The organism is Streptococcus sp. 2018WUSS126, from assembly GCF_044427425.1.
GTDB lineage: Bacteria > Bacillota > Bacilli > Lactobacillales > Streptococcaceae > Streptococcus > Streptococcus hashimotonensis.
Window position 1 is genome coordinate 94143 of sequence record NZ_JAOTGB010000001.1, and the last position, 24510, is coordinate 118652.

25 protein-coding genes and 1 pseudogene are annotated in these 24510 nt (G+C 42.1%); 18 read left to right on the forward strand and 8 right to left on the reverse strand.

The features are described 5' to 3' along the window. The first annotated feature begins 100 nt into the window (after positions 1 to 100). Together ODU34_RS00515 and ODU34_RS00520 are read left to right on the forward strand one after the other, a co-directional pair. The gene (locus ODU34_RS00515; protein WP_398578269.1) at positions 101 to 817 is read left to right on the forward strand and encodes a pseudouridine synthase; all 717 of its coding nucleotides are present in this window, start codon (positions 101 to 103) and stop codon (positions 815 to 817) included. Positions 818 to 830: 13 nt separating this feature from the next. After that, positions 831 to 1310 (forward strand): glutathione peroxidase, encoded by a 480-nt coding sequence (locus ODU34_RS00520; protein ID WP_105095482.1) that lies wholly within the window; start codon positions 831 to 833, stop codon positions 1308 to 1310. Positions 1311 to 1328: 18 nt separating this feature from the next. Here ODU34_RS00520 and ODU34_RS00525 read toward each other — a convergent pair whose 3' ends face one another. From ODU34_RS00525 to ODU34_RS00545, 5 genes are all read right to left on the reverse strand, one after another. Continuing rightward, complete coding sequence (locus tag ODU34_RS00525) at positions 1329 to 2330, reverse strand: iron ABC transporter permease (protein WP_105243425.1); 1002 nt, start codon at positions 2328 to 2330, stop codon at positions 1329 to 1331. Further along, positions 2327 to 3352 carry a FecCD family ABC transporter permease gene (locus ODU34_RS00530; protein ID WP_398578270.1) on the reverse strand — a complete coding sequence of 342 codons (1026 nt, stop codon included), beginning with the start codon at positions 3350 to 3352 and terminating at the stop codon, positions 2327 to 2329. The genes ODU34_RS00525 and ODU34_RS00530 overlap by 4 nt, the downstream gene beginning before the upstream one ends. A 13-nt stretch (positions 3353 to 3365) precedes the next feature. Next, positions 3366 to 4295, reverse strand: coding sequence for an ABC transporter substrate-binding protein (locus ODU34_RS00535; RefSeq protein WP_398578271.1), 930 nt, complete (start codon positions 4293 to 4295; stop codon positions 3366 to 3368). A 12-nt stretch (positions 4296 to 4307) separates the two neighbouring features. Continuing rightward, entirely contained in the window at positions 4308 to 5093 is a 786-nt protein-coding gene (locus tag ODU34_RS00540) for an ABC transporter ATP-binding protein (protein WP_398578272.1), read from the reverse strand. A 152-nt stretch (positions 5094 to 5245) separates the two neighbouring features. Further along, positions 5246 to 6691 (reverse strand): UDP-N-acetylmuramoyl-L-alanyl-D-glutamate--L-lysine ligase, encoded by a 1446-nt coding sequence (locus tag ODU34_RS00545; RefSeq protein ID WP_398578273.1) that lies wholly within the window; start codon positions 6689 to 6691, stop codon positions 5246 to 5248. A gap of 144 nt (positions 6692 to 6835) precedes the next feature. On the opposite strand from ODU34_RS00545, the gene ODU34_RS00550 reads away from it, so the two are divergent. The 7 genes and pseudogenes from ODU34_RS00550 (at position 6836) to ODU34_RS00580 (ending at position 13689) form a co-directional block, all read left to right on the forward strand. Beyond that, on the forward strand, positions 6836 to 7582 hold the full coding sequence (locus ODU34_RS00550; RefSeq protein ID WP_105151057.1) for a 1-acyl-sn-glycerol-3-phosphate acyltransferase: 747 nt from the start codon (positions 6836 to 6838) through the stop codon (positions 7580 to 7582). 66 nt (positions 7583 to 7648) lie between these two features. Further along, positions 7649 to 8311, forward strand: coding sequence for a helix-hairpin-helix domain-containing protein (locus tag ODU34_RS00555; RefSeq protein WP_105179541.1), 663 nt, complete (start codon positions 7649 to 7651; stop codon positions 8309 to 8311). After that, on the forward strand, positions 8295 to 10538 hold the full coding sequence (locus ODU34_RS00560) for a DNA internalization-related competence protein ComEC/Rec2 (protein WP_105179542.1): 2244 nt from the start codon (positions 8295 to 8297) through the stop codon (positions 10536 to 10538). Before ODU34_RS00555 ends, ODU34_RS00560 begins: the two co-directional genes overlap by 17 nt. An 11-nt stretch (positions 10539 to 10549) precedes the next feature. Then, positions 10550 to 10702 (forward strand): annotated as a pseudogene (locus ODU34_RS00565) (transposase); the annotation flags it as partial. Between the two features lie 132 nt (positions 10703 to 10834). Further along, positions 10835 to 11491, forward strand: coding sequence for a CBS domain-containing protein (locus ODU34_RS00570; RefSeq protein WP_002935353.1), 657 nt, complete (start codon positions 10835 to 10837; stop codon positions 11489 to 11491). 93 nt (positions 11492 to 11584) lie between these two features. Next, complete coding sequence (locus ODU34_RS00575; RefSeq protein WP_044671605.1) at positions 11585 to 12412, forward strand: hypothetical protein; 828 nt, start codon at positions 11585 to 11587, stop codon at positions 12410 to 12412. A 5-nt stretch (positions 12413 to 12417) separates the two neighbouring features. Further along, positions 12418 to 13689 carry a toxic anion resistance protein gene (locus tag ODU34_RS00580; protein WP_105179543.1) on the forward strand — a complete coding sequence of 424 codons (1272 nt, stop codon included), beginning with the start codon at positions 12418 to 12420 and terminating at the stop codon, positions 13687 to 13689. Between the two features lie 37 nt (positions 13690 to 13726). Here the strand turns inward: ODU34_RS00580 and ODU34_RS00585 are convergent, their stop codons facing one another. Continuing rightward, the gene (locus ODU34_RS00585; protein WP_002935357.1) at positions 13727 to 14593 is read right to left on the reverse strand and encodes a YitT family protein; all 867 of its coding nucleotides are present in this window, start codon (positions 14591 to 14593) and stop codon (positions 13727 to 13729) included. Between the two features lie 524 nt (positions 14594 to 15117). Here ODU34_RS00585 and tmk point away from each other — a divergent pair. The 9 genes from tmk to ODU34_RS00630 all read left to right on the forward strand — a co-directional run bounded on the left by tmk (position 15118) and on the right by ODU34_RS00630 (position 22351). Then, positions 15118 to 15756 carry a dTMP kinase gene (gene tmk, locus ODU34_RS00590; protein ID WP_105119666.1) on the forward strand — a complete coding sequence of 213 codons (639 nt, stop codon included), beginning with the start codon at positions 15118 to 15120 and terminating at the stop codon, positions 15754 to 15756. Beyond that, positions 15753 to 16637 (forward strand): DNA polymerase III subunit delta', encoded by an 885-nt coding sequence (locus ODU34_RS00595; protein WP_105139198.1) that lies wholly within the window; start codon positions 15753 to 15755, stop codon positions 16635 to 16637. Before tmk ends, ODU34_RS00595 begins: the two co-directional genes overlap by 4 nt. A 19-nt stretch (positions 16638 to 16656) precedes the next feature. Beyond that, entirely contained in the window at positions 16657 to 16974 is a 318-nt protein-coding gene (gene yabA, locus ODU34_RS00600; RefSeq protein WP_002935361.1) for a DNA replication initiation control protein YabA, read from the forward strand. Between the two features lies 1 nt (position 16975). Further along, positions 16976 to 17839: a 16S rRNA (cytidine(1402)-2'-O)-methyltransferase gene (gene rsmI, locus ODU34_RS00605; protein ID WP_105179544.1), complete on the forward strand. Its 864-nt coding sequence runs from the start codon at positions 16976 to 16978 to the stop codon at positions 17837 to 17839. A 467-nt stretch (positions 17840 to 18306) separates the two neighbouring features. Continuing rightward, positions 18307 to 19398 carry a 3-phosphoserine/phosphohydroxythreonine transaminase gene (serC, locus tag ODU34_RS00610; RefSeq protein WP_105179545.1) on the forward strand — a complete coding sequence of 364 codons (1092 nt, stop codon included), beginning with the start codon at positions 18307 to 18309 and terminating at the stop codon, positions 19396 to 19398. Next, positions 19398 to 19955, forward strand: coding sequence for a GNAT family N-acetyltransferase (locus tag ODU34_RS00615; protein ID WP_105119664.1), 558 nt, complete (start codon positions 19398 to 19400; stop codon positions 19953 to 19955). The genes serC and ODU34_RS00615 overlap by 1 nt, the downstream gene beginning before the upstream one ends. A 368-nt stretch (positions 19956 to 20323) precedes the next feature. Further along, positions 20324 to 21505, forward strand: a complete 1182-nt coding sequence (locus ODU34_RS00620) for a phosphoglycerate dehydrogenase (RefSeq protein WP_014638089.1) — start codon at positions 20324 to 20326, stop codon at positions 21503 to 21505. A gap of 2 nt (positions 21506 to 21507) precedes the next feature. Further along, positions 21508 to 22014, forward strand: a complete 507-nt coding sequence (locus ODU34_RS00625; RefSeq protein ID WP_105179546.1) for a methylated-DNA--[protein]-cysteine S-methyltransferase — start codon at positions 21508 to 21510, stop codon at positions 22012 to 22014. Continuing rightward, complete coding sequence (locus ODU34_RS00630; RefSeq protein WP_044761300.1) at positions 21998 to 22351, forward strand: arsenate reductase family protein; 354 nt, start codon at positions 21998 to 22000, stop codon at positions 22349 to 22351. The genes ODU34_RS00625 and ODU34_RS00630 overlap by 17 nt, the downstream gene beginning before the upstream one ends. 16 nt (positions 22352 to 22367) lie before the next feature. Here the strand turns inward: ODU34_RS00630 and ODU34_RS00635 are convergent, their stop codons facing one another. Then, entirely contained in the window at positions 22368 to 23267 is a 900-nt protein-coding gene (locus ODU34_RS00635; protein WP_105179547.1) for a cation transporter, read from the reverse strand. A gap of 291 nt (positions 23268 to 23558) precedes the next feature. Further along, positions 23559 to 24386 carry an exodeoxyribonuclease III gene (locus ODU34_RS00640; protein ID WP_012775042.1) on the reverse strand — a complete coding sequence of 276 codons (828 nt, stop codon included), beginning with the start codon at positions 24384 to 24386 and terminating at the stop codon, positions 23559 to 23561. Between the last annotated feature and the right edge of the window lie 124 nt (positions 24387 to 24510).

Below are 24510 nucleotides of genomic sequence, written 5' to 3' on the forward strand. Positions count from 1 at the left end.
CAAGCAAACTGGATTTCATCTGCATATATATATCACTAATTAGTATTATAGTCTTTTTTCAATCAAAGTCAAGACCTCGGTTTTATGCTAGAATAGAGATATGAGATTGGACAAATGTTTAGAGAAAGCCAAGGTTGGCTCGCGTAAGCAAGTTAAAAAACTTTTCAAAGCCCAGCAAATCAAGATTAACGGACAAGCAGCTCAAAGTCTCAGTCAAATCGTCGATCCTGAACTCCAAGAGATTCAGGTGGCAGGGCGAAAAATCGAGCTAAAAGGCTCGGTCTACTATTTACTCAACAAACCTGCAGGGGTTGTTTCTGCTGTGACAGACCAAGAGCATCAGACAGTCATTGACTTGATTTCTTCGCAAGACAGTAGGGAAGGTCTCTACCCCGTCGGTCGCCTGGACAGGGATACCGAAGGCCTAGTCCTCATTACCAACAATGGTCCGCTCGGTTATCGTATGCTCTATCCCAGCCACCATGTGGACAAGGTCTACTATGTGGAGGTCAACGGCCCCTTGGGTCTGGATGCCCCGACATTTTTTGCTTCAGGTGTTACCTTTTTGGGCGGCACTCGTTGCCAACCCGCAGATTTGACTGTCTTGGAGGCTTCTTTGGACCATAGCAGAGCGACCATCAAGCTAGCAGAAGGTAAGTTTCATCAGGTCAAAAAGATGTTTTTAGCCTATGGTGTCAAGGTCACTTATCTCAAGCGAATCTCCTTTGGTGGTTTTGAGCTGGGGGATTTGGAACGAGGTGCATACAGACAACTCACTCCAAATGAAATGGAACATTTATTCACTTATTTTGACTAGAGGAGGATATATAATGAGCATTTATAATTTTACAGTACAAAAACAAGATGGCACAGACCAGGCCATGGCTGATTATCAAGGACAGGTGCTTTTGATTGTCAATACGGCGCCAGGTTGTGGGTTGGCACCTCAATACAAGGAATTGCAAGAACTTTATGATACTTATAAAGACAAAGGTTTTGTCGTACTAGATTTTCCTTGCAATCAATTTTTAAATCAGGCTCCCGGTTCTGCTGAAGAAATCAATCAGACCTGTAGTTTGACTTATGGAACAACCTTTCCTCGCTTTGCAAAAATTGAAGTGAACGGTGCAGGAGCTAGTCCGCTATATCGCTATCTCAAAAAAGAAAAATCGACCTTATTAGGAGGTCGAATCGAGTGGAATTTTACCAAGTTTTTGGTGGATAGACAAGGGCGTGTGGTCAAACGATATTTACCAACAACTAGTCCATTAAAACTTAAAGAGGATATTGAACTTTACCTAGAAAAATAATAAGAAGGCTGGAGTCATCTAGCCTTCTTGTTTTAGTAACCACAGAAAATAGGGAGCGCCGATAAGGGAGACGATGATGCCGGTTGGGATGCCTGTTCCGACAAGTAGTACTCGTCCTATGGTATCCGCTAGAAGTAGAATGAAGCTTCCTATTATCATAGTAGCTGGAATGATGACACGATGGTCATTTCCTAACCATTTGCGCACAATGTGACCAGCAATGAGACCAACGAAGGTGATATTACCAACTAAAATGACACTAAGAGAGGCTAGGGCGGTAGCCAATACCAAGGTAATCCGCCTTTCACGCTGTAAGTGGAGTCCCAAAGCCATGGCTGTCTGGTCGTTTAGATTCATAATATTGAGTGAGCGACTTCGACTAAACGTTGCCATCCATACCAAGAGAAGAAGAGGAGTATAGATTGCGATAGTTTTCCAATCTCCACCATTTACTCGACCACTGAGCCACTGGACAATGTATTCCATCTTAAAGTCATCTAATTGGCTGATGATGCTGACCATGATACCAGACAGCATGCTCGAAATTCCAACTCCCGTGATAATTAAGCGTGCCGGCTGGATGCCGTACAGCTTCTTACGTGCAATCCAGTAAACTAGAAAAATGGTTAATCCACCGCCCATCATAGCAAATAGAGGCATGAGACTCAATAAGACAGGGCTGATTTTTGAAGAGAGACCGACAAATAGTGCCACAACAAGACCAGCTCCTGCGTTGATTCCTAATATTCCAGAATCTGCCAGAGGATTGCGGGTCAAAGTTTGTAGCAACAAACCCGCCAAAGCCAGAGAAGCCCCTCCGATAATGGAGGCGATTATTCTAGGTAAGCGAATTCGCCCAATGATAAGTAGAGTCGATGAACTGGCACGCCCACTCATGATGTCAATGAGATCCGAAAAGGATGAATTGCTATAGCCGATAGATAAGGAAAGTAGGAAAATGACAAATAAAAGGATTAGCAGGAATGTGAATATTTTTAGAGAGTTGTGATGTCTTATCAAAAGTGTTTCTCCTTTCTAATCAACCATAGGAAGCAAGGGAGACCAATGATACTGATGACTGCGCTAATGGGAGTTTCAACAGGTGGATTGATAGAACGGCAAACCAAATCTACCCAGATGAGGAAACTAGCCCCTGCAAAGGCAGTTAATGGCAAGAGTAGCTTGTAATTTTTCCCTGTAAACATGCGGATAAAGTGAGGAATAATGAGCCCGACAAAAGAAAGTGAGCCCACAAGAGCTACCGCAGAAGCTGAGAGTAGAAGGACAATTCCCAACAAAATCAAGGTCATCAGTAAGGTTCGTTGCCCTAGATTTTTAGCAACGGTTTCGTTGAGACTCAGGATGGTCAGCTGATGTGAAAAGAGTTGAGCAAGGATGAGGCCAATGATGATAAGAGGAGCGATGATGGCCAGCATCTTCCAGTTTACCTGTACCAATCCCCCTGCTTGCCAGCCAATCACTGCAGTTGATAAATCAAAGTAGATAGTAATAGCCTGACCAATAGCAGAAAATAGACTTGCTACCATGGCACCAGATAAAATTAACCGTAGTTGATTGTAGCCTTTTTGTACCTGATAAGCTAGACCAAAGACTAGACCGGCTGCCAGACAGGAGCCCAGTAAACATATTAATAAAATTTGACTGTAGTGCAAACCACCGAATAGAGCATAGGCAACAATGAGAGCAAGTCCTGCGCCAGCATTGATTCCTAATAAGCCAGGATCGGCAATCGGATTGCGTGTAATTCCTTGCATCATTGCCCCAGCTTGAGCCATAGCAGCTCCCACCAAGATGGCGGCTACCATTCTAGGCAAACGCAAATCGATGATAACATCCTGAGCGGAAGAATCTGTCAGTGGATGCCTTAGGGTTTCTATCAGTTGTTGGTGGCTATAAGAAATAGCTCCAAAGCGTAAACTAAGATAGCCTCCAGCTATGAAAGAAAGACAGATGATGAAAAAAACAAGCCAAATATTCTTTGGCTTTGTTTTGGGATAATGATAACTCACTAGTTTGTTCATATATCCAGTCCTTTTACTGAAGTTTTTGAATTGCTGAGACAAAGGCGTCAATTTGTAAATCTAAAGACATCGGGTCGGAGAAGTAGAAGAGGTTGTAGTCTACCTCGATGACGTGACCATTCTTTACAGCAGGTAGATTTTTCCAAATATCACTTTCTTTGAGAGATGCAGCTGCTTCTTTTGTTTTATCATTGACGTTAACAAGCACATAGTCGCCAACGTATTCTGGAAGAGCTTCCTGAGACACCCCAAACCAGCCTTCTTTACTGATAATGTCTTCTTGAACCTTTGCAGGAGCAGCAAAACCGAGAGCGCGATAGACTAATTCTCCACCACGACCAAAGTTGTTACCGTAAAGGAAGATGTTTTTATCGAAGAAGTCCATGACAGTAAATGTTGAACTTGTATCAATCAATCCTTTCAATTCCTCTTTCGCAGTAGCAACTTTCTTATCCCATTGATCTAACCAGGCTTGTGCTTCCTTTTCTTTTCCAAAAATCTGACCAACATCTGTCAGCATTTTCAGGTAGTCACTCTTTCCATAAGTGATTTCAATAACTGGAGCAATTTCTTTCAGTGTTTCTAAGTTATCATCACCAGCAAATACTAGAATGACATCTGGTTTTTGTGCGGCAATTGCTTCTGTATCTGCCGTTGTCAATTGTGGAACATCCTTTAGTTTGTCTCCAAATACAGGACTATTTTTTTCTAAATCTAGACTATAGCTAGATACATCAATTCCTAATTGTAAGAGATAGCCTGTGTAAGAGTAAGCAAAGTTGACAACTTTTTTAGGATTTTTTGGAATGTCACCGTGGTAAGTAATTCCTTCAATTTTTGGCATGCTAGACAATTCTACGTCTGTTGAAGAGGAAGAGGTAGAACAAGCTGTTAAGAAAACCAGCCCAACAAATAAACTAAAAATAGCTAAAAACTTTTTCATTTTTTCTCCTTATTATTTTTTTAAATCGTAAGTTAGCAAAATAGGGTAATCTTGACCAGTAACCTGCATCAATTGAGGTTCAATGCTAAAAATGTCCCTCAGTATCTCAGTTGTCATAATATTGGACACAGACCCATGGTAGCGAATATCTCCCTCTTTCATGGCAATCATATAATCTGAAAATCGAGCTGATAAATTGACATCGTGAAGGACCATCACAATGGTTTTCTGTCGGCTTTGATTCAGTTCTTTTAAAAGTTCTAAGACTTCCAATTGATGATTGAGATCAAGATAGGTTGTTGGTTCATCTAAGAAAATGGTATCCGTATCTTGGGCAAGTGCCATCGCAATCCAAACACGTTGCCTCTGACCACCTGATAAATCATCAACTGGTAACCTAGCGTAGGGAGCGGTCTGAGTGACCTCCAAGGCCCAGTTGATTTTCTCTCTATCCTGATCTGTGAGATGCCCCAGCCCATTTTGATGCGGAAAGCGACCATAGGAGACTAGTTCATAGACGGAAATCCCTTCTGTCGCTTCTAAGACCTGAGGGAGCAGGGCCAATTTTTTTGCGACTTCCTTGGTTGGCAGTTGTGAAATGGCTTGTCCATCTAAATAGATAGTCCCTTCTTGAACTGGGATAATCCTTGTCAATGCCTTAAGCAAGGTCGATTTTCCACAGCCATTGGCACCAATGATCGTCGTTATATTTCCTTTTGGAATACTTGTTGATAATTCATCAATAATAATCCGATTGTCGTAAGAGACTTGGATATTTTCCGCTTGAATAGAAGACACAAACTCCTCCTTTCCAGAATATGATTCATTAATAATTTGTTCCGACCAGTATTATATCAAAAAAATTTACCAAAACAAAGAGTTTTCTGAAAATTTTAATTTAACGAGAATCGTTATAAAAAAAGTCCTTGTCTGTGAACAAGGACCGTATGTTACAAATATTGTTTTGCTACTTCCAAATCACCGTCGTAGGCGGCCTTTTCGCCATTGACAATCTGGTAGGCGTCAGCCCCCTTGCCTGCGATGATGACGGCATCTTTCGGAGAGTTTGTCAGGCTCATGGCTGTACGAATGGCTTCTTCCCGGTCCAAGATAAAGTCGCTTGGACGGGTCATGTGAGCACGGATTTGTTCAGCAATAGCAGCTGGATCTTCACGGTTGGGGTCATCAGCTGTCAGGATAACATCTATTTGAGGATAGTCATTGAGCAGAAGACCGAAGTCCTTGCGGCGACTTTCTCCCTTGTTACCAGGAGCTCCCAAAATCAAAATTACCTTACCTGTCTGGTGTTCCAAGACGACGTCAATCAGCTTCTTGACACTATCGCCGTTATGGGCGTAGTCCACGAATACCTTGGCACCGTTTTGCTGGGTCAGGACTTCCATGCGACCAGGGACATTGGTTTGGGCAATCCCTGTGTGAATATCTTCCAGACTTGCTCCCAAGCGAAGACAGGCCAGCCCTGCTGCGATGGCATTTTCTTGGTTGAAGCCACCGATCAGCTGGATATCGTAGTGGCCAGCTAATTTGCCGGTCGCTGTGAAATCAAAACCTGCTGACTGACGAATCTGGTTTTCAGAAGTCGGCCCATAAAAGTCATGGTCTTTAGAGCTGACTTGGTTTTTCACCACCTCAAAATGGTCCATTCCAGCATTGACAATAACCGCTCTGCTATTGTCCATCAAAAGTCGCTTGTGGTAGAAATAGTCCTCAAAAGTCGGGTGCTCAATGGGACCAATGTGGTCAGGGCTGATGTTGAGGAAGACGCCGACATCAAAGGTCAGCCCGTAAACCCGCTTTACCAAGTAAGCCTGGCTAGACACCTCCATAATCAAGTGGGTCATGCCGTTCTTGACCGCCTCCGCCATCATGGCAAAGAGGTCCAGGCTCTCAGGCGTGGTTAAGGTGGACTTGAAGAAGGTTTTGCCGTCCAGCGTGGTGTTCATGGTCGAAAGCATGGCAGGTTTCTTGCTCTGTTTAAGGATGTTAAAAGCAAAATAAGCCGCCGTTGTCTTACCTTTGGTACCGGTGAAAGCCAGAAGCTTGAGCTGTTTCTGGGGATGACCATGAAATTCCATAGCAATCAGGCTCATAGCCTGCTTGATGTCGTGGACGATGATAGCAGGAATGCCAACCTCATAGTCGATTTCAGACACGTAAAAAGCCAGCCCAGCCTCGATAGCCTTTTCCAGAAATTCCTTCTTAAAGGCCAAACCCTTGGCAAAAAAGAGAGTCGTTGGGCTAACAGTTCGGCTGTCATAGCTGAGGGCATCAAACTGGACATCCGTCCAAGTGCTGTCAGTCTGGTTATTCTGTTTGATATGGCGGAAGTTGTCATCCGCTTCTAAGATGTCTACTACACGTTCAATTTTTATCATGTTTCTATTGTAAACCTATCTAGTGGTTTTTACAAGTCGGGACTTTGTAAATAAAGGCTTTTTGATTGTTAAAATGATTACATGTGACATTTCTTCCTGAAGCAATTTGTGCTATAATAGGAGAGATTGAAAAAGGAGAAGTTTATGTTTTATTCTTATCTACGAACACTATTAACATTCTTGTTGTGGGCCATCAATGGCAATATTCACTATCATGATAGAGAGAAGATTTTGCCACAGGAGGAAAATTATATTCTTATCGCTCCGCACAAAACCTTTTGGGATCCAGTCTTTCTTGGCTACGCAGCTGCTCCTAAGCAGTTCATCTTTATGGCTAAAAAAGAACTTTTCAAGGACCGTGGTTTTGGCTGGTGGATTTCAAAATGTGGAGCCTTTCCCATTGACCGTGAAAATCCTGGTATGGCAGCCATCAAGTATCCAGTTAACATGTTGAAAAAAAGTGACCGTTCGCTGGTCATGTTTCCTTCTGGAAGTCGTCATTCATCTGAGCTCAAAGGTGGTGTGGCGGTCATTGCCAAGTCAGCCAAGGTCAAACTCATGCCAGCTACCTATGTGGGTCCCATGACCATCAAGGGGCTCTTAGCTGGTGAGCGAATCGATGTGGCTTTTGGAAATCCTATCGATGTTTCGGACATCAAGCGTATGGATGATGCAGGTACAGCAGAAGTAACTAGCCGAATTGAGACTGAGTTCAAACGCTTAGATGACCATGCGGCATCCTTCCAAACCAAGAAAAAGCCAAATATCTTGACTTATATCTATCGTATCCCAGTTCTTTTGCTGGTTGCTCTTATCTTGGGACTGACCTATGCCTTTAGCTATATCGCCAGCTTCTTCTGGCAACCAAGTACTCAGTTGGATAAAAAATAAGTAAATGAAACTCGCAGCTTGCGGGTTTTTTGTATTTTTTGCGAACTATATAGGTGGAGGTAATTTATGGATACGATCAAAACTTATATAGAAATGCTTAAAGAATACAAGTGGCAGATTGCTCTGCCAGCAGCTGCAGGTTTACTTCTGACCACATTCTTAATATTCAGCCAACCAGCCAAATCTGATCAGACAGGACTGACAGACTTTCCACAGACCGAGCAAACTTCTAGCAGCTCTGAGTTGGTCGAGGAAACCAGTACAGAAGTAAGTGAGGAGGCCAGCCAGCTGGTCGTTGATGTCAAAGGAGCGGTAGCAAAGCCAGGGCTCTACACTTTAGAAGAGGGTAGCAGGGTCAATGACGCAGTTGAGGCAGCTGGCGGCTTGACCAGTCAGGCAGAACCTAAGTCTATCAATCTGGCTCAGAAGCTCAGTGACGAAGCGGTGGTCTATGTGGCCAGCAAGGATGAAAATATCTCGGTGGTGACCAGCACGACTGCCAGCTCTGCTATTTCCCCAGAAGAAAAAAGCACCAGTCTAGTCAATTTGAATACGGCGACCGAGGCGGACCTGCAGACCATTTCGGGAATCGGTGCCAAGCGGGCGGCGGACATTATCGCCTATCGCGAGGCCAACGGTGGCTTCAAGTCGGTGGACGACCTCAACAGTGTATCGGGCATCGGCGACAAGACCATGGAAAGCATCCGGCCTTATGTCACGGTTGAGTAAGCTCCCCTGTCAGCCCATCCACCTGGCAGTCTTGGCGGTGGCGGCCTACTTTGTAGTCCACTCTTTTTCCCTCTTGACAATGGGCCTGCTGAGTTTGTTGCTAGCTGTCTTTCGGGTTCGGCAAGGTAAGGTAGTTTTCCTCAGAACGCTGCCGCTTCTAGCCCTGTGCGGTCTGTTTTTCGGATGCCAGAAGGTCCAATGGGAGCGGGCAGCCCAATCAGCCCCAGAGCAAGTGACAACTGTGCAGGTCGTTCCCGATACCATTGACATTAACGGGGACAGCCTGTCCTTTCGGGGTCGGGCTGACGGACAAACCTATCAGGTTTTCTACAAATTAGCCAGTCAGGAGGAGCAGGCTTATTTTCAAAAGCTGACAGGTTTGGTCCAGCTAGAAGTGGAAGCAGAGGTCAGCCTGCCAGCTGGTCAGCGAAATTTCAACGGCTTTGACTATCAGGCCTATCTGAAAACACAGGGTATCTATCGGACTGTCAAACTGACAGTGATTAAGAAGATTGTTCCTATCCAGTCTTGGAACATTTTTGATTGGCTATCAAGCGGGCGGAGGCAGGCCTTGGTCTCTATCAAAACCAATTTTCCAGCACCCATGAGCCACTACATGACAGGGCTCTTGTTTGGGGACTTGGATAGTGAGTTTGACCAGATGAGCGACCTCTATTCCAGTCTGGGTATCATTCATCTCTTTGCCCTGTCTGGTATGCAGGTGGGCTTTTTCATCGACAAGTTTCGTTGGATTTTGTTGCGTTTGGGCTTGACCAAGGAAACGGTAGATAAGTTGCAGATTCCCTTTTCCCTTGTCTATGCTGGTTTGACAGGCTTTTCAGTGTCAGTGGTGCGGTCCTTGGTCCAGAAAATTTTGGGCAACATGGGCTTGCGGAAGCTGGATAATTTTGCGGTGACGGTCTTTGTCTGTCTGCTGGTGCTGCCCCGATTTTTACTGACAGCAGGAGGAGTGATGACTTTTACCTACGCTTTCTTGCTGACTATCTTTGACTTTGAGGATGTGGGGCAGGTCAAAAAGGCTGCGGTGGAGAGTCTCAGTATTTCGCTAGGGATACTACCTGTGCTTATGACTTATTTCTATGCCTTTCAACCCTTGTCTATTCTCCTGACCGTTGTCTTTTCTTTTGTCTTTGATGTCCTGTTTTTGCCAGGTTTGTCAGTCATTTTTCTTCTGTCGCCTCTGATCAAGATAACTTGGGTCAACGGATTTTTCATTTTTATGGAAAAAATCATTGTCTGGGTGGCAGATTTGGGATTGCGGCCTTGGATACTGGGCAAGCCGTCTGGGCTGGTCCTCTTGCTTTTGCTGGTCAGCCTCTTCTTGCTCTACGATTTCCACAGGAAGAAAAAATGGCTCCTAGGACTGAGCCTGGTCCTCGCTCTGCTATTTTTCATGACCAAACACCCGCTGGAAAATGAGGTGACGGTGGTGGATATCGGGCAGGGGGACAGCATCTTTTTGCGGGATATGCGGGGGCGGACGGTCCTGATTGATGTGGGCGGTCGGGTTGATTTTGCGGCCAAGGAAGCGTGGCAGGAGAGGTCTTCGCAGGCAAATGCAGAGCGGACTTTGATTCCCTATCTGCATAGTCGGGGCGTGGACAGGATTGATAGTTTGGTCCTGACCCATACCGACGCTGACCATGTGGGCGATGTGCTGGAAGTGGCGAAGCAGGTCCAGATTGAACGGATTTACGTGTCGCCAGGAAGCCTGACGGTGCCTGACTTTGTAGCCACCTTGAAAGAAATCAATGTCCCTGTTCATATGGTGGCGGTGGGCGACCGCTTGCCGATTTTTGACTCCTATCTAGAAGTCCTCTATCCAGACGGGACAGGCGACGGTGGCAATAACGATTCCATAGTCCTTTACGGTCGCTTATTGGAAACCAATTTTCTCTTTACAGGGGACTTGGAGCAAGGGGAGCTGGACTTGATAGAAAGCTATTCCAACCTGCCTGTCGATGTCCTCAAGGCTGGTCACCATGGCTCCAAAGGTTCTTCCTATTCTGAATTTCTAGACCATATCGGAGCCAGGATTGCCTTGGTATCTGCAGGAGAAAACAATCGCTACAAGCACCCTCACCAAGAAACCTTGGACCGCTTTGACAGTCGAAATATCCAAGTCTATCGCACCGACCAGCAAGGAGCTATTCGCTTCCGAGGTTGGAAGGAGTGGAGGATTGAAACGGTGAAGGAGGTAAAATGATAAATCCTATGCACTTATGGTTCTATGGTTTCAAAGTTCACGTGCTCGCTGCCTTATCTAGCTATATTCTGCACTATGTTACTACGCCAGCTTCTGGTAACGACTTCAAAGAGGTTGCTGCCTTATTGGAAAGATGCCAACAATCTGTGATTGTAGCAGTCTTACTCACTCCATTGTATTTCAAATAGTCTATATTTTGAATTTAAAAATTGATTTTCATTTCTTTTCATTAAATATTGAAATCGTTTTCGGATTTGTGGTATAATAAAGTATGATTTACCAAAGGAGGAAGTCCTATGTCTGTTAAAGATTTTATGACCCGTAAAGTTGTTTATATTTCACCAGATACAACCATTGCACACGCTGCAGATATTATGCGTGAACAGGATTTGCACCGTCTACCTGTTATTGAAAATGATAAGTTGGTTGGTTTGGTCACTGAGGGAACGATCGCAGAAGCTAGTCCATCGAAAGCAACTAGCCTATCTATTTACGAGATGAACTACCTTTTGAATAAGACTAAGGTCAAGGATGTGATGATTAAGAATGTTATTACAGTCTCAGGTTACGCTAGTCTTGAAGATGCTGCTTATCTCATGTATAAAAACAAAGTGGGGATTCTTCCAGTTGTTGATAACGGTCAACTGTATGGGGTCATTACTGATCGTGATATTTTTGCAGCTTTTCTTCATGTCTCAGGTTATGGAGAGGAAGGAGTACGCGCTCGGTTCCTTGTTGAAAATAAGGCAGGGGAGTTAGAAAAAATTATTCGATTGGTGGCAGATAAGGATTATAATATTGTGTCTACTGTGCAACTTGCTACCAAGTCTGGAAAAGTTGTCATCGAAGTGCAGATTGACGGAAAAGTTGATGTTGAAGAAGTTCGAACTCTTTTCGAGGGTGCAGGTATCCAAGTGGATAGCTTGGTTCCGACTGTTGCTAAAAATATTTAAAAACCGAGATTTCTCGGTTTTTTTCTTTAGCTATCATTCTAGTATTTTAGGGGAATGTGATATAATAAAGTATATCACGTATGAGGAGGCTCTATGGGGCACAAATATAAAAAATATAAGAAATATGGTAAAAATAATTCAGGACTTGTGGCCCTCCTTGTTTTATTGGCAATCGGTTTTGTCATGAGTTTCTGGTATATCTTATTGCCCATTGGGCTCCTAATTGGCTATTTTTACAAGAGAGAGGCTATCCAGCGTTTTTTGAATAGAGATTCTATAAAACGCTTGCAGGTATTAGCGCTATCTATTCGTTCGGGCTATGAAAAGCATCAAGAGCTCTTGGTGGAAAAGGGTGAGGATAAGGTTGTGTTACAGTTGCGAAGCAGACTGTTAGGACAATTATTTGAATTAGATCAGCTCTATCAAAAAGTTGGAAAATATCTGAATGGATATGAAAGTAAAGAAGTTGTAGATACCTTGCAACTAAAATATCATTTAAAACTGCCAGAAGCTAAAACAGAAGAAAATACTGACACACAGGTTTCTACTGGTGGTAATGCAGTGATGGATGAACAAGGCATGATAGCGGATTTAGCTCCTGAAATTCTAGAAACCTATTGTAATATTCAAAGAGACAATCTTGTTATTCTTGAAAAGCTGGAAAAGGCGACAGATAAGAGGGAAGAATTGACAGCTATCCATGAGGCCAATATGAATCGGTTTAACGATATTTTACAGGGCTATTTGAAAATCAAAAAATCACCGAAAGATTATTTCAACGCAGAAGAACGATTGGTGCAGGCGAAATCAGCCATGGAAATTTTTGATAAGGATTTGGATGATACCATCAAACAATTTAACGAAGCGGATATGAAAGATTTTGAAGTCAGTCTGCGTATGATGAAAAGAGAAGAGGAATAGGGAAGATGTCAGGATTTAATTTCGATATTGATCAGATTGCTAATAATAGTTTATCAACCAAAGATAAGACAACAGAGCTTATTCAAGCGACTCCGACTGGAGATAATTCAAAAGTTTCTTTCTTGGCGCAGTTGACACCGGAACAACAAACAGGTATTCGTGCCAAGGCTCCCCAATTGGTGGATAACTTCTTAGCTAATCAAAATGCCCTCTTGGATTTTGGTAAGGAAGCGGTAGAAGAAGTCAATGCCACGGTTAATCACATTTTGTCAGAACAGAAGAAGATTGAAATTCCACAGGTGGATGAGCTTTTGGCCAATACCAACCGTGAATTGAATGGCTTTGTGGCTAAGTATAAGGACATTTCCACAACTGCTGAATTAGAAAAGAAACCAGGTTTCTTCCAACGTCTGTTCAAGCAGACCAAGAATGATTTGCAGGAATTTTATTTTGATTCGCAGACCATTGAAAAGAAAATGGATAGCATGGCAGCCAGTGTGGTCAAGCAGGAAGAAGTGTTGGCACGCAATATTGTTTCTGCAGAGCTTTTGATTGAAAATAATACCAAGTCTATCGAGAATTTGGTGGGGGTCATCGCCTTTATTGAAGCGACTGGTCAGGAAGCTGCAGAGCGTGCAAAATTGGCACAAGAAAACCTCGCAACTTTAGTACCGACTACAGTCGATTATCAAGTAGCTTCTGAGAAGTTGGCACGTGTAACAGAGGTTGCTAATATCCTCGAACAACAACATTCTGAGTATATGAGTCGCTTGTATGTTGCGTGGACAACGACACCGCAGATGCGTAATCTGGTCAAGGTTTCTTCGGATATGAAACAGCGCCTTGGGATGTTACGTCGCAATACTATTCCAACAATGAAATTGTCCATTGCACAGTTGGGCATCTTACAACAATCTATCAAGTCTAGCCAGACGGCAGATGCGATTGTCAATGCTAATAATGCTGCCCTTCAAATGCTTGCGGATACATCAAAAGAAGCCATCCCGATGATGGAACGCACAGCTCAGAATCCGCCCCTTTCAGTAGCATCTGTTACCAAATTGGCAGAAAGTTTGGTTGCCCAAAATAATGGCATTATTGCAGCTATAGATGAAGGGCGTCAGAAACGTCGGGAGTTGGAAGCAGCTATTGTACGGTCTGCAGAGACTATCAATGATTCTGTTAAGCTACGCGATCAAAAAATCATTGCTGCTTTGCTGGAGCAAGGAAAAGAAGCACAGTCTGAGGCAGAGCAACCACTTGAAACCAAGCCATAATATAAAACCTGCAGTTCAGCGAAACTGCAGGTTTTATTTAATGGCGTTCTATTGGTTTTTTATCTCGATCTAAAGTAAATCCCTCACCGAGTACTTCATGTGCGTCTGTAATGGTGATAAATGCGTGGGGGTCAATACGATGAATAAGCTCCTTCATCTCTTGGAGTTGGCTCTTATATATGACTGAGTAAATCATGTTGACATCGGCTTTGCTGTAGAAACCTTGTGCTTTGATAAAGGTGACACCACGCTCGATTTCACAATCAATAGCCTGAGCCAATTGGTCAGATTTTTGGGAAACAATCATAACTCCCTTGCTACCATATCCGCCCTCCGTGACAAAATCAATAACCTTGGAAGCAATAGCAACCATCATTAAAGTATATAGAACTGTTCGGAGGTCTTTAAAAACAATAACAATCAGAGTTAGGATGAGGATGTCGACTGCAAGAATGATTTGTCCAATGGAATAAGGTAGGAATTTATGACCGATACGAGCAATAATATCGCTTCCCCCAGTCGTTCCGCCAGCACGAAAGATGGTTCCTAATCCTAGTCCCATAAGAATCCCACCAAGGATACTAACGAGTATCAAATCTTGTTGTAGATTGATTGAAAAATGGATTTTTTCAAAAATGGCCAACCAAAAGGTAACGCTAAAGGTTCCTAAGATACTGAGATAGAGAGTCTTCTTTCCGAGTATTTTCCACCCGAGGATGAACAATGGAATATTAATCACAATGTTCATTATCCAAGGTTGAATATGAAAAAGGTAGTAAATAATCAGCGTCAATCCAGTTGCGCCACCCTCGAATAGACGGTTGGGCATGATTAGATAATTTAGCCCAAAGGCAAATAGCCCTGCACCAAGCAAAATAAGTAAAATATTTTTCAAACGAACCATAAGCATCTCCGAATATGTGTATATATCAATTTTAAAAGATTTTCTCCTTAAAAACAAGTCAATTTTCAAGTGATTTTTTGACTAAATTTTGGTAAAATGGAATGAATATCTAAGAACCAGTATTCACAAGTGAAGTGCTTGTATATATGGTCATTTGGTTTCTCTTTTATTACTTCTACGAGCGAGGAAGCGTCGTTTCCTTATTTTCAAGTTCAAACGGGAGTGGGAAAGAACTCGACTGGTCTAAAAAGAGTTCCCCTCACTTCCAAGCAGTTGGCTCGGGCTAAAATAGTCCACTGGACTATTTTACTCCCACCCCCGCACAGCTCCAACTATCTCTCAGATAGTTGGAGCAAGTACTAAAAGTAAACTAAACGACTATAAGAGATAGTTTTGATAATCAAGGCAGTTTTTTTGAGGGAATACTGACTGTATTTTGAAAAAAACTAACGAAGACTAGTTGAAAGACTAGCCTTAGATGGAAGTGCTGAACTGTGCATACAGGTTCTAAGAGCGAGGGAAAGATGAGAAACGGTTTTTTTATTACATTTGAAGGCCCAGATGGAGCTGGAAAAACAACTGTATTGCAACAGTTATTGCCAGCCTTGCAGGAATTGGGGCCAGAAGTAGTCACAACTAGAGAGCCAGGTGGAGTGGCTATTGCAGAAGAAATTCGCAATATTATTCTGAATCCTGCAAATACAGCGATGGATGATAAGACGGAGCTGTTATTGTTCATTGCAGCACGACGTCAGCATTTGAAAGAAAAGATTCTTCCCCCCTTGGCACAGGGGAAATTGCTCTTGATTGATCGTTTTATCGATTCCTCTATTGCCTATCAAGGATTTGGACGGGGTTTGGCTATAGATGACATTCATTGGCTCAATCAGTTTGCAACAGATGGTTTAAAACCAGATTTAACTCTCTATTTTGATATTGATACAGAAGAGGGGCTGGCTCGAATTGCCCGCAATGCTGACCGTGATGTGGATCGCTTGGATATGGAAAAAGCAGATATGCATAGACGGGTGCGTCAAGGCTATCTTAGTATTTTAGAGCAGGAACCAGAGCGGTTGGTAAAGATTGATGCCAGTCAGCCACTAGAGGCTGTTGTTGCAGATGCTCTGGCAGTCATTAAGAAACGATTTGCAGAAAGAACATGAAGATTGAAGAACTTAGAAACTTACAACCCAGTGTATTTCAACGTTTTGTGACAATTTTAGAGCAGAGACGTTTGGCACATGCCTATCTATTTTCAGGTGACTTTGCTAGTTTTGATATGGCAATTTTTCTCAGTCAATCGTTATTTTGTCAGGAGAAAGAAGGCGTCCTTCCTTGTCAGAAGTGTCGGTCTTGTCGTCTAATTGAAGCAAATGAGTTTTCAGATCTTACTGTTATTGCACCGCAGGGAAATGTTATCAAAACAGATACGATACGTGAATTAGTTAAGAATTTTTCACAATCTGGATTTGAATCCAATAAGCAGGTTTTCATTATTCGTGATGCTGAGAAAATGCATGCTAACGCAGCCAACTCTTTGCTAAAAGTGATTGAAGAACCTCAGTCAGCCATTCACATCTTCTTATTGACCAATCAGGAAGAAGCTGTCCTTCCTACTATCAAGAGTCGGACACAGATTATAGGTTTTCCTAAAAATATTCCGGCCATGGAGCGAATGTTAGAAGAGGAGGGTTTGTTAAAAACACAAGCGAATCTCTTAGCTCAACTGGTTTCAAGTCAAGAAGAAGCGAAAAAGTTAGCAGAAAATAAAAACTTTTTAGATTTGATGGGACAGACAAAGAAATTTACAGACTTGCTCTTGGTGGAGCCTACACGTGCTTATTTGCAAGTTGGAATCCTAGTGTCTTTAGCTGTGGAAAAAGCTGAGCAGGGACGTTTGTTTGACCTTCTGAGTCTGATATTATCTGAGAAAATGATGGACTCGGCAAACGTACGTGAAAAAATGGATGCTGTTCTTAAGGCTAAGAAGATGTGGCAGGCAAACGTAAGTCTACAAAATAGTCTAGAGTACATAACTCTGTAAAATAAAAGAAAGGGAGATAATGGATAAAAAAGAAATTTTTGATGCCCTAGATGATTTTTCGCAAAATCTTCTAACCACGTTGGCAGAAGTGGATGCTATCAAAAAGCATTTACAGGGAGTTATTGATGAAAATACGACCCTCCGTTTGGAAAATTCCAAGTTGCGCGAACGTTTGGAAAAAGAAGATAAGACAGGCCATAAATCTTCCAACTTTGGTAAGGAGAATTTGGAGAATATTTACGAAGATGGTTTCCATATTTGTACCTTCTCTTATGGTCAACGTAGGGATAATGATGAACCTTGTATGTTCTGTGTAGAATTATTGAATCGAGATTAGGATGAAAGTACAAAAATCATTTAAGGGACAGACGAGTTTTGGGACTTTATACCTGGTGCCAACGCCTATTGGAAACTTACAGGATATGACATTTCGAGCTGTTCAGACCTTGAAAGAGGTGGATATAATTGCAGCGGAAGATACGAGAAACACAGGCCTCCTACTCAAACATTTTGAAGTAGAAACCAAGCAAATATCCTTTCATGAACACAATGCCCATGAAAAAATTCCAGTTTTGATTGATTGGCTCAAATCTGGTCAGTCCATTGCGCAAGTTTCTGATGCAGGCCTGCCTTCCATTTCGGATCCTGGTCATGACCTGGTACGGGCAGCGATTGCGGAAGATATTCCTGTTGTAGCACTTCCAGGAGCATCGGCAGGAATTACAGCCTTGATTGCATCTGGTTTGGCACCCCAGCCACATATTTTTTATGGATTTCTACCGAGAAAAGCGGGGCAGCAAAAAGAATTTTTCCAAGAAAAAAAGACCTATCCTGAGACGCAAATTTTCTATGAATCTCCATATCGTGTGGCAGATACCTTAGAAAATATGTTGACAGTTTATGGTGATCGTCAGGTAACGGTTGTTCGAGAATTGACCAAGTTATACGAAGAATACCAGAGAGGAAGCATTTCCAAATTACTAGAGTATTTGGAAGAAAATCCACTTAAGGGAGAATGCTTGATTATTGTCGAGGGTGCTGGTGAGGAAGTCTATCCTTCTGCTGACGAAGTGGACTTGAAGGCTGAGGTAGAAAGGGAAATTGCAAGTGGCATAAAACCTAATCAGGCTATCAAAGAAGTGGCCAAACGCTACCAACTCAAAAAACAAGAAGTATACGATATATATCATGGACTAGGTTAAGACCTAGTTTTTTGTATGTTTATGCAAGCTCATACTCTTCGAAAATCAAAATTATCCGTTGTCAAGAGCCTTGATGAGTGAAAAGCTCCAGTGGATCTTTTCAGCCTGTTACCTTGAAATGAGAAAGTAACAAAGTTCTATCGTCGGCTTAATGACGCGAACACAGTTCTCTATACTTCCAGCCTTCAACTATATCCCAGCTAGGCTACTTTTGATTTTCATTGAGTATTAATATGCAGATAACAATTGGCGACACTCCCAAACAGTCAAATCTGGTCATAAAATTTTCATTGAAAACTGATAAATCCCTGTGAGGTAAGTGGCTCGTTTATGGCTAAAAGTAAGAAGAGCTTTAGAAAGTAGAATAAATATAAGAAATCCGAATATTTTTACAAAATAATCATATTTTATGGAATTGTCTGAATATTTGTGATATAATGAACAGACTAACTTAATGGAGGGATTTTATGACAATCTACAACTTCTCTGCAGGTCCTGCAGTATTGCCAAAACCAGTACTTGAACGTGCTCAAGCTGAATTCTTGGACTACAATGGTTCGGGAATGAGTGTTTTGGAGATGTCCCATCGCTCCAAAGACTTTGATGATATTATAAAAGGTGCTGAAGCGACGCTTCGTGAATTGATGGCCATTCCAGATAATTACAAGGTTATTTTCTTGCAAGGTGGAGCTTCTTTGGAATTCACAATGATTCCCCTCAACTTCGCTCAAGGCAAGAAAGCCTACTATCTTATAGGTGGCTCATGGGGTAAAAAAGCCTATACTGAGGCTGTGAAGCTGTCTAAAACAATTGCCTTTGAACCAATTTTGCTTGGATCAACTGAAGATATTACCTACGCAGAATTGCCAACCTTCGATAAAAATGATATTGATCCAACTGCTGCTTACGTGCATTTGACAACCAATAACACTATTGAAGGAACAGCAGTTTATGATATTCCTGACACCAATGGTGTGCCAGTCATTGCTGATATGTCTTCAAACATCTTAGCAGCTCGCTATAATGTTGAGGATTTTGCCATGATTTATGCTGGCGCTCAGAAAAATATTGGTCCTGCTGGTGTGACAGTGGTGATTGTTCGTGAGGACTTCCTCAATGATCAACCAATGCTTTCAAGCATGTTGGACTACCGTATTCAAGCAGAAAATGACTCTCTTTATAATACGCCACCAGCTTATTCTATCTATATTTCTAAACTCGTCTTTGAATGGGTAAAAGAAATTGGTGGTGTTGATGAGATGGAGAAAATCAACCGTGAAAAATCTGGTTTGCTTTATGACTACATCGATCAGTCTAATTTCTATACAAACCCTGTTCGTAAAAAAGAAGAGCGTTCGGTAGCCAATATTCCTTTTGTTTCACCAAGCGGGGAATTGGATGCCAAGTTTGTCAAAGAAGCGACAGTGGCAGGCTTTAAGAACATCAAGGGACACCGCTCTGTTGGAGGGATGCGGGCGTCGCTCTATAATGCTTTCCCACGTCAAGGTGTGGTTGAATTGATTGAATTCATGAAAAAATTTGCAGCGGAGAATGCCTAATGGAAATTAGATTAGCACATCCAAATGAGATGGAGGCAATTGTCAATATTCTTGAAGATGCTCGCGCATTTCTAGCAACCTCTGGTATTAATCAATGGCAGGGAGAGTATCCAAATAAAGAGAATATCTTTGATGATATTCTTTCTGGCCAAGGTTATGTTGGTCTAGTGGACGGTAAGGTGGCAGCTTATGCCGCCGTTCATCGTGGTCAAGAAGCAGAATATGAGGCCATATATGAAGGAAAATGGCAGCACAATCATCCTGTATATACAACATTTCATAGAATTGCAGCAGCTGACGAATTTCGTGGTCAAGGAATCATACAAACTTTTTTGCAAGGTTTAATTGAAGGGCAAAAAGGACCGGATTTCCGCTGTGATACCCACGAGCAGAATAAGACAATGCAGCACATTCTAAAAAAATTAGGCTATGTCTATTGTGGTAAAGTCCCAATAGATGGAGAACGTCTAGCTTATCAAAAAATCAAGCACAAGAGCGAGCGGAGTCTTTACCAGGAAATCAGTGAAGACGACCGCTGGTTACTCGGAAATAATTAATGAAATAAAGAAAGAAAAGGACCGGGCAAAAGCTTCATATCACTTCTCAAGGTTCGAGTCAACATCTCAGCGCAGTGGTTGATTGGCTCTAACAATCTGGGAGATTGTTAGAGGTTGGAGATAAGATTTGTGAAACAAATCTCAGCAGTTCGTGTATACTCCAAATCTGACCTCTACCGGCTGATACGAACGGAGTTCGCTTTATTTCCAACCTCCAACAGTCACTACTCTGACTGTTGGAGCTGTGTGGGGGTGGGAGTAAAATAGTCCAGTGGACTATTTTAGCCCGAACCTACTGTTTGGAAATGAGGGGAACTCTTCTAGGAGTGGTTGAGTTCTTTCCCACTCCCCTTTTTAGGTAAAAATAAATGGTATTTAGCGTACGTACTTTTAACAATATCAATCAAATTGGTCTTAAGGAATTAGGTAATAAATTCCAGATTGACGGAGATCATGCAGCAAATCCAGATGCCTTTATTATTCGATCTGAAAATTTGCATGGATTTGATTTTCCTGAAAATCTAAAAGCTATTGCCCGTGCGGGTGCAGGGACTAACAATATTCCAATCGAAGAGGCAACAGAGAAAGGTATTGTGGTCTTTAACACTCCAGGTGCCAATGCCAATGCCGTAAAAGAGGCAGTCATTGCTTCTATCCTCTTGTCAGCACGTGATTATATCGGAGCGACGGCATGGGCAAATACATTGTCAGGAGATGATGTACCTAAGCAGGTTGAAGCAGGTAAGAAGCAGTTTGCTGGGACAGAAATTTCAGGTAAGACTCTTGGTGTTATCGGACTTGGTGCCATTGGTGCGCGTATTGCCAACGATGCCCGCCGTTTGGGAATGAATGTTCTCGGTTACGATCCTTATGTATCAGTAGAAACTGCATGGACCATTTCAAGCCATGTCAAACGTGTGGATGATTTAAAGGAAATTTTCACCAACGCCGATTACATTACTGTTCATGTTCCTTTGACAGATAAGACACGAGGACTCTTCAATGCGGATAGCTTTGGCCAAATGAGAAAAGGAACAACCTTGATAAACTTTGCCCGCGGTGAATTGGTTAATAATGCTGATTTGTTTGAAGCAATTGAGGCAGGAGTTATCAAGAACTATATCACGGATTTTGGGACAGAAGAAGTGCTCAACAAGGACAACATTATCGTCTTCCCGCACGTTGGTGGGTCAACAGAGGAAGCAGAGCTCAACTGTGCCATTGCTGCTGGTCAGACCATTCGTCGTTTTATGGAGACGGGTGAAATTATCAACTCAGTTAACTTCCCAAATGTGAAACAATTCCTAGATGCACCGTATCGTATTACCTTGATTAATAAGAATATTCCTAATATGGTAGCGACGATTACAACGGCTGTATCTGAGTTGGGAATCAATATCGATAATATCATCAATAAGTCTAAAGGTGACTATGCCTATACTTTACTTGATTTGGATGAAGCGGATAAAGTGAAAATTGAGCAGTTGGTTGCTAAATTTGAAGCAACGGATGCAATTGTCAAAGTGCGTGTCATTCAGAATAAAAACTAATCATGCTGTATAAACAAATCTATCACAGTCCACTTGGGCCCATGTCATTAATGGCTAGTGATAAGGGATTAAGAGGGGTCTGGTTTGAAGGGCAAAAATATTTTGAACGAGGCTTGAACGAGAAAGCTATTTTAGCCTCCCATCCCATTTTAGACCAGACAGCTCGATTGCTTGACAAGTATTTTTCAGGGGATCAGGTGGACTTTTCAACCCTTCCATTAGAAGCTGTGGGAACAAATTTCCAAGAGCGTGTCTGGCAATTATTGAAGATGATTCCGATTGGTCAGACGACTACCTATGGACAATTGGCTCAGCAACTGGGCCTTCGTTCTGGTCAGGCAGTAGGAGGTGCAGTTGGGCGTAATCCTTATTCTATTATTGTTCCTTGTCACCGAGTTCTCAATCAGAAAGGACAGTTGACAGGTTATGCAGGTGGACTGGATAAGAAAATCTGGCTCTTGCGACATGAGAATCCAGAATTTGAGGTGAAAGATGATTTTATTTTATGAGTATCCAAAATGTTCGACTTGCCGAGCAGCAAAGGCGGAGTTGAAGAGTTTAGGATTGGAATTTGAAGCTATTGATATTAAGTCAACACCGCCTAGTGCTGAAGACCTAAAAGCTTGGATGGAGGCGACAGGACTAGAATTGAAAAAGTATTTTAATACTTCTGGTAATAGCTATCGTGAATTAGGCTTGAAAGATAAGTTTGATAGTCTTAGCTTGGAGCAGGCACTTAATCTTCTAGCTAATGATGGTATGCTGATTAAGCGTCCCCTACTGATTCAGGATGGTAAAATCTTACAGATTGGCTATCGAACAAAATACGAAAATCTCGGTTTATAAGCCGAGATTTTGTTTATTATAGCGCATATTCTATTGAAATATATTCATGATGTTTTTTCAAAAGATAGAGCATCTGAGGCTTATCTTCTAAGAGTTTTTGGATAATTTCGTGATGGACATTGTGGAGATTGATTTTAACGCGAATCTTCATGCCTTGTTTGAAAATATGGATTTCAACATCATTGCTATCTTCCTTTAAGTAAGGCTCCAATAGCTGATAGATAGAATCATGTATTTCAGGGAAATGGATCGTTCCGTTGGCGAGTTCCTTGAAAGATGCCACTAATAAGTTCCAAGGTTCCTTAAATGAAATGATTGCTAGTGCTAGTGTCAAAAAGAAGTCACCAGTATAATGCAGGAAGCCTAACCAAGAGTTGATAGGAACAAGATAGAGCAGAAGAATTGCAATTCCAATTGCACCTGAAATGAGTCCGTCTATAAGGTTGCCTTTTGCTTCTGCTAATATGATAGTAGACAGATGATTGACTTTGGCACTCATATGGCGGTTGTATAGGTAAAGCCCCATGCAGACAAAAAACATGGTTATGGTATAAGGTAGAACGGGACCTGTAGTCATTTGATGACCGATTTCATGAACAAAGTAAGCAAAGGCTGTCGCGCTAGTTTCAAGTACAGCAAATACAAGGAGTAGTAGAGTTGCGAGAGATTTCATGATAGCGTAGAGAGGTTCTAGAAAATACAGTCCTTGAGGAAATGTCTCGGTTTTCCGATGGCTATTTTTCGATATGTAAACTGCAACTAAGGACGAAATAAATGCTATTAGAGAAAAGACTCCGTCTAGGAGGAGGGCATTTAGGTCAGTCATGATATAAACGGCAATGCCTGCTAGTCCAGATAAACCGTTCACAACAGAGGAAACAGTTAGAGATTTGCGTTCGATAGTTTTATGGTCCATAACCCCTCCTTTTAATGTATATCTATATATTTATTTTATCATAAAATGACATCGCTTTCAAATCAAGCAAATTAAAACAAGGTAGAGTGATAAGAAATAAAGGCTTAAAACCCTTGCAATAGACCTACGGGTTTTAAGCCTTTAATATCTGTTATCTGATAATTGAAATCATGTTATACTCTTCGAAAATCAAAATCAGACGTTGTTGACTTGATTTGATGAACTTCAGTTCTATCTGCATCTGCGTCGCCTAGTCTGATTTTGATTTTCATTGAGTATTAATATCCACTATTAGAATGAAATCTCCATTACAATTGGTGTATGGTCCTGACGAGCACCGGAGTCAATCATATCTGACTTACTTACTTTGTCGGCGATGCGGTCGCTGACAAGCCAGTAATCAATTCTCCAGCCTGTGTTGTTGATTTTACTGGTGCGGCTACGTTGTGCCCACCAAGTATAGGCGTTGAGAACATCACCGTGCAAGTGGCGGAAGGTATCTGTAAAACCTTTTGCTAGAAGATTTGTAAAACCTTGACGTTCTTCATCTGTAAATCCTGGAGATTGACGGTTACTTGCGGGATTAGCAAGGTCAATTTCCTTGTGAGCAACGTTGTAGTCACCTGTTGCAAGAACAGGTTTGTGGCTGTCAAGTTTTGCTAAGTAGTCAGCATACTGTACATCCCAGATTTGACGGTCAGCAAGCCGTTTCAAGCCATCACCAGCATTTGGCGTATAAACTTGTGTGACATAGAAGTCGTCAAATTCTAGCGTGATGATACGCCCTTCAGAATCCATGGTTGTTGGAGCACCAATCTCAGGGAAGGTAATGGTTGGAGTTAGATGGTTTTTGTAGAGAAAGAGTGTACCAGCATAGCCTTTGCGAGCTGGTTCTACAGATGAACGCCAGGTATTGGCATATCCAGGGAAGTAGCTTTCCAAAATTTCTAGATGCTTTTTAGTCGGTCCCTTATCTGACAATTTTGTTTCCTGAATGGCGATAATATCAGCGTCTTCTGTCACAAGTGTATCGATGACTGCGCGTGATAATAGGGCGCGAGGAGATTCTGCAGTCAATGCAGCGTTAAGAGAATCAATGTTCCAAGAAATGAGTTTCATAATTTTCCTTTTCTAGTCTGTTACTGTTTTACATTATACCAAAAATAAAAGTTGCAGGCGAATATGGAAACTTGAAAAAAATTTTATAATTCTTGTATTATAACATTAAAATTGTGATACAATA

Excerpts from the sequence above, each read along its gene's own strand:
- ODU34_RS00515 (WP_398578269.1), top strand. The coding sequence starts at position 101 with ATGAGATTGGACAAATGTTTAGAGAAAGCCAAGGTTGGCTCGCGTAAG.
- ODU34_RS00520 (WP_105095482.1), top strand. The coding sequence starts at position 831 with ATGAGCATTTATAATTTTACAGTACAAAAACAAGATGGCACAGACCAG.
- ODU34_RS00530 (WP_398578270.1), bottom strand. The coding sequence starts at position 3,352 with ATGAACAAACTAGTGAGTTATCATTATCCCAAAACAAAGCCAAAGAAT.
- ODU34_RS00535 (WP_398578271.1), bottom strand. The coding sequence starts at position 4,295 with ATGAAAAAGTTTTTAGCTATTTTTAGTTTATTTGTTGGGCTGGTTTTC.
- ODU34_RS00545 (WP_398578273.1), bottom strand. The coding sequence starts at position 6,691 with ATGATAAAAATTGAACGTGTAGTAGACATCTTAGAAGCGGATGACAAC.
- ODU34_RS00550 (WP_105151057.1), top strand. The coding sequence starts at position 6,836 with ATGTTTTATTCTTATCTACGAACACTATTAACATTCTTGTTGTGGGCC.
- ODU34_RS00555 (WP_105179541.1), top strand. The coding sequence starts at position 7,649 with ATGGATACGATCAAAACTTATATAGAAATGCTTAAAGAATACAAGTGG.
- ODU34_RS00560 (WP_105179542.1), top strand. The coding sequence starts at position 8,295 with ATGTCACGGTTGAGTAAGCTCCCCTGTCAGCCCATCCACCTGGCAGTC.
- ODU34_RS00570 (WP_002935353.1), top strand. The coding sequence starts at position 10,835 with ATGTCTGTTAAAGATTTTATGACCCGTAAAGTTGTTTATATTTCACCA.
- ODU34_RS00575 (WP_044671605.1), top strand. The coding sequence starts at position 11,585 with ATGGGGCACAAATATAAAAAATATAAGAAATATGGTAAAAATAATTCA.
- ODU34_RS00580 (WP_105179543.1), top strand. The coding sequence starts at position 12,418 with ATGTCAGGATTTAATTTCGATATTGATCAGATTGCTAATAATAGTTTA.
- ODU34_RS00585 (WP_002935357.1), bottom strand. The coding sequence starts at position 14,593 with ATGGTTCGTTTGAAAAATATTTTACTTATTTTGCTTGGTGCAGGGCTA.
- tmk (WP_105119666.1), top strand. The coding sequence starts at position 15,118 with ATGAGAAACGGTTTTTTTATTACATTTGAAGGCCCAGATGGAGCTGGA.
- ODU34_RS00595 (WP_105139198.1), top strand. The coding sequence starts at position 15,753 with ATGAAGATTGAAGAACTTAGAAACTTACAACCCAGTGTATTTCAACGT.
- yabA (WP_002935361.1), top strand. The coding sequence starts at position 16,657 with ATGGATAAAAAAGAAATTTTTGATGCCCTAGATGATTTTTCGCAAAAT.
- rsmI (WP_105179544.1), top strand. The coding sequence starts at position 16,976 with ATGAAAGTACAAAAATCATTTAAGGGACAGACGAGTTTTGGGACTTTA.
- serC (WP_105179545.1), top strand. The coding sequence starts at position 18,307 with ATGACAATCTACAACTTCTCTGCAGGTCCTGCAGTATTGCCAAAACCA.
- ODU34_RS00615 (WP_105119664.1), top strand. The coding sequence starts at position 19,398 with ATGGAAATTAGATTAGCACATCCAAATGAGATGGAGGCAATTGTCAAT.
- ODU34_RS00620 (WP_014638089.1), top strand. The coding sequence starts at position 20,324 with ATGGTATTTAGCGTACGTACTTTTAACAATATCAATCAAATTGGTCTT.
- ODU34_RS00625 (WP_105179546.1), top strand. The coding sequence starts at position 21,508 with ATGCTGTATAAACAAATCTATCACAGTCCACTTGGGCCCATGTCATTA.
- ODU34_RS00630 (WP_044761300.1), top strand. The coding sequence starts at position 21,998 with ATGATTTTATTTTATGAGTATCCAAAATGTTCGACTTGCCGAGCAGCA.
- ODU34_RS00635 (WP_105179547.1), bottom strand. The coding sequence starts at position 23,267 with ATGGACCATAAAACTATCGAACGCAAATCTCTAACTGTTTCCTCTGTT.
- ODU34_RS00640 (WP_012775042.1), bottom strand. The coding sequence starts at position 24,386 with ATGAAACTCATTTCTTGGAACATTGATTCTCTTAACGCTGCATTGACT.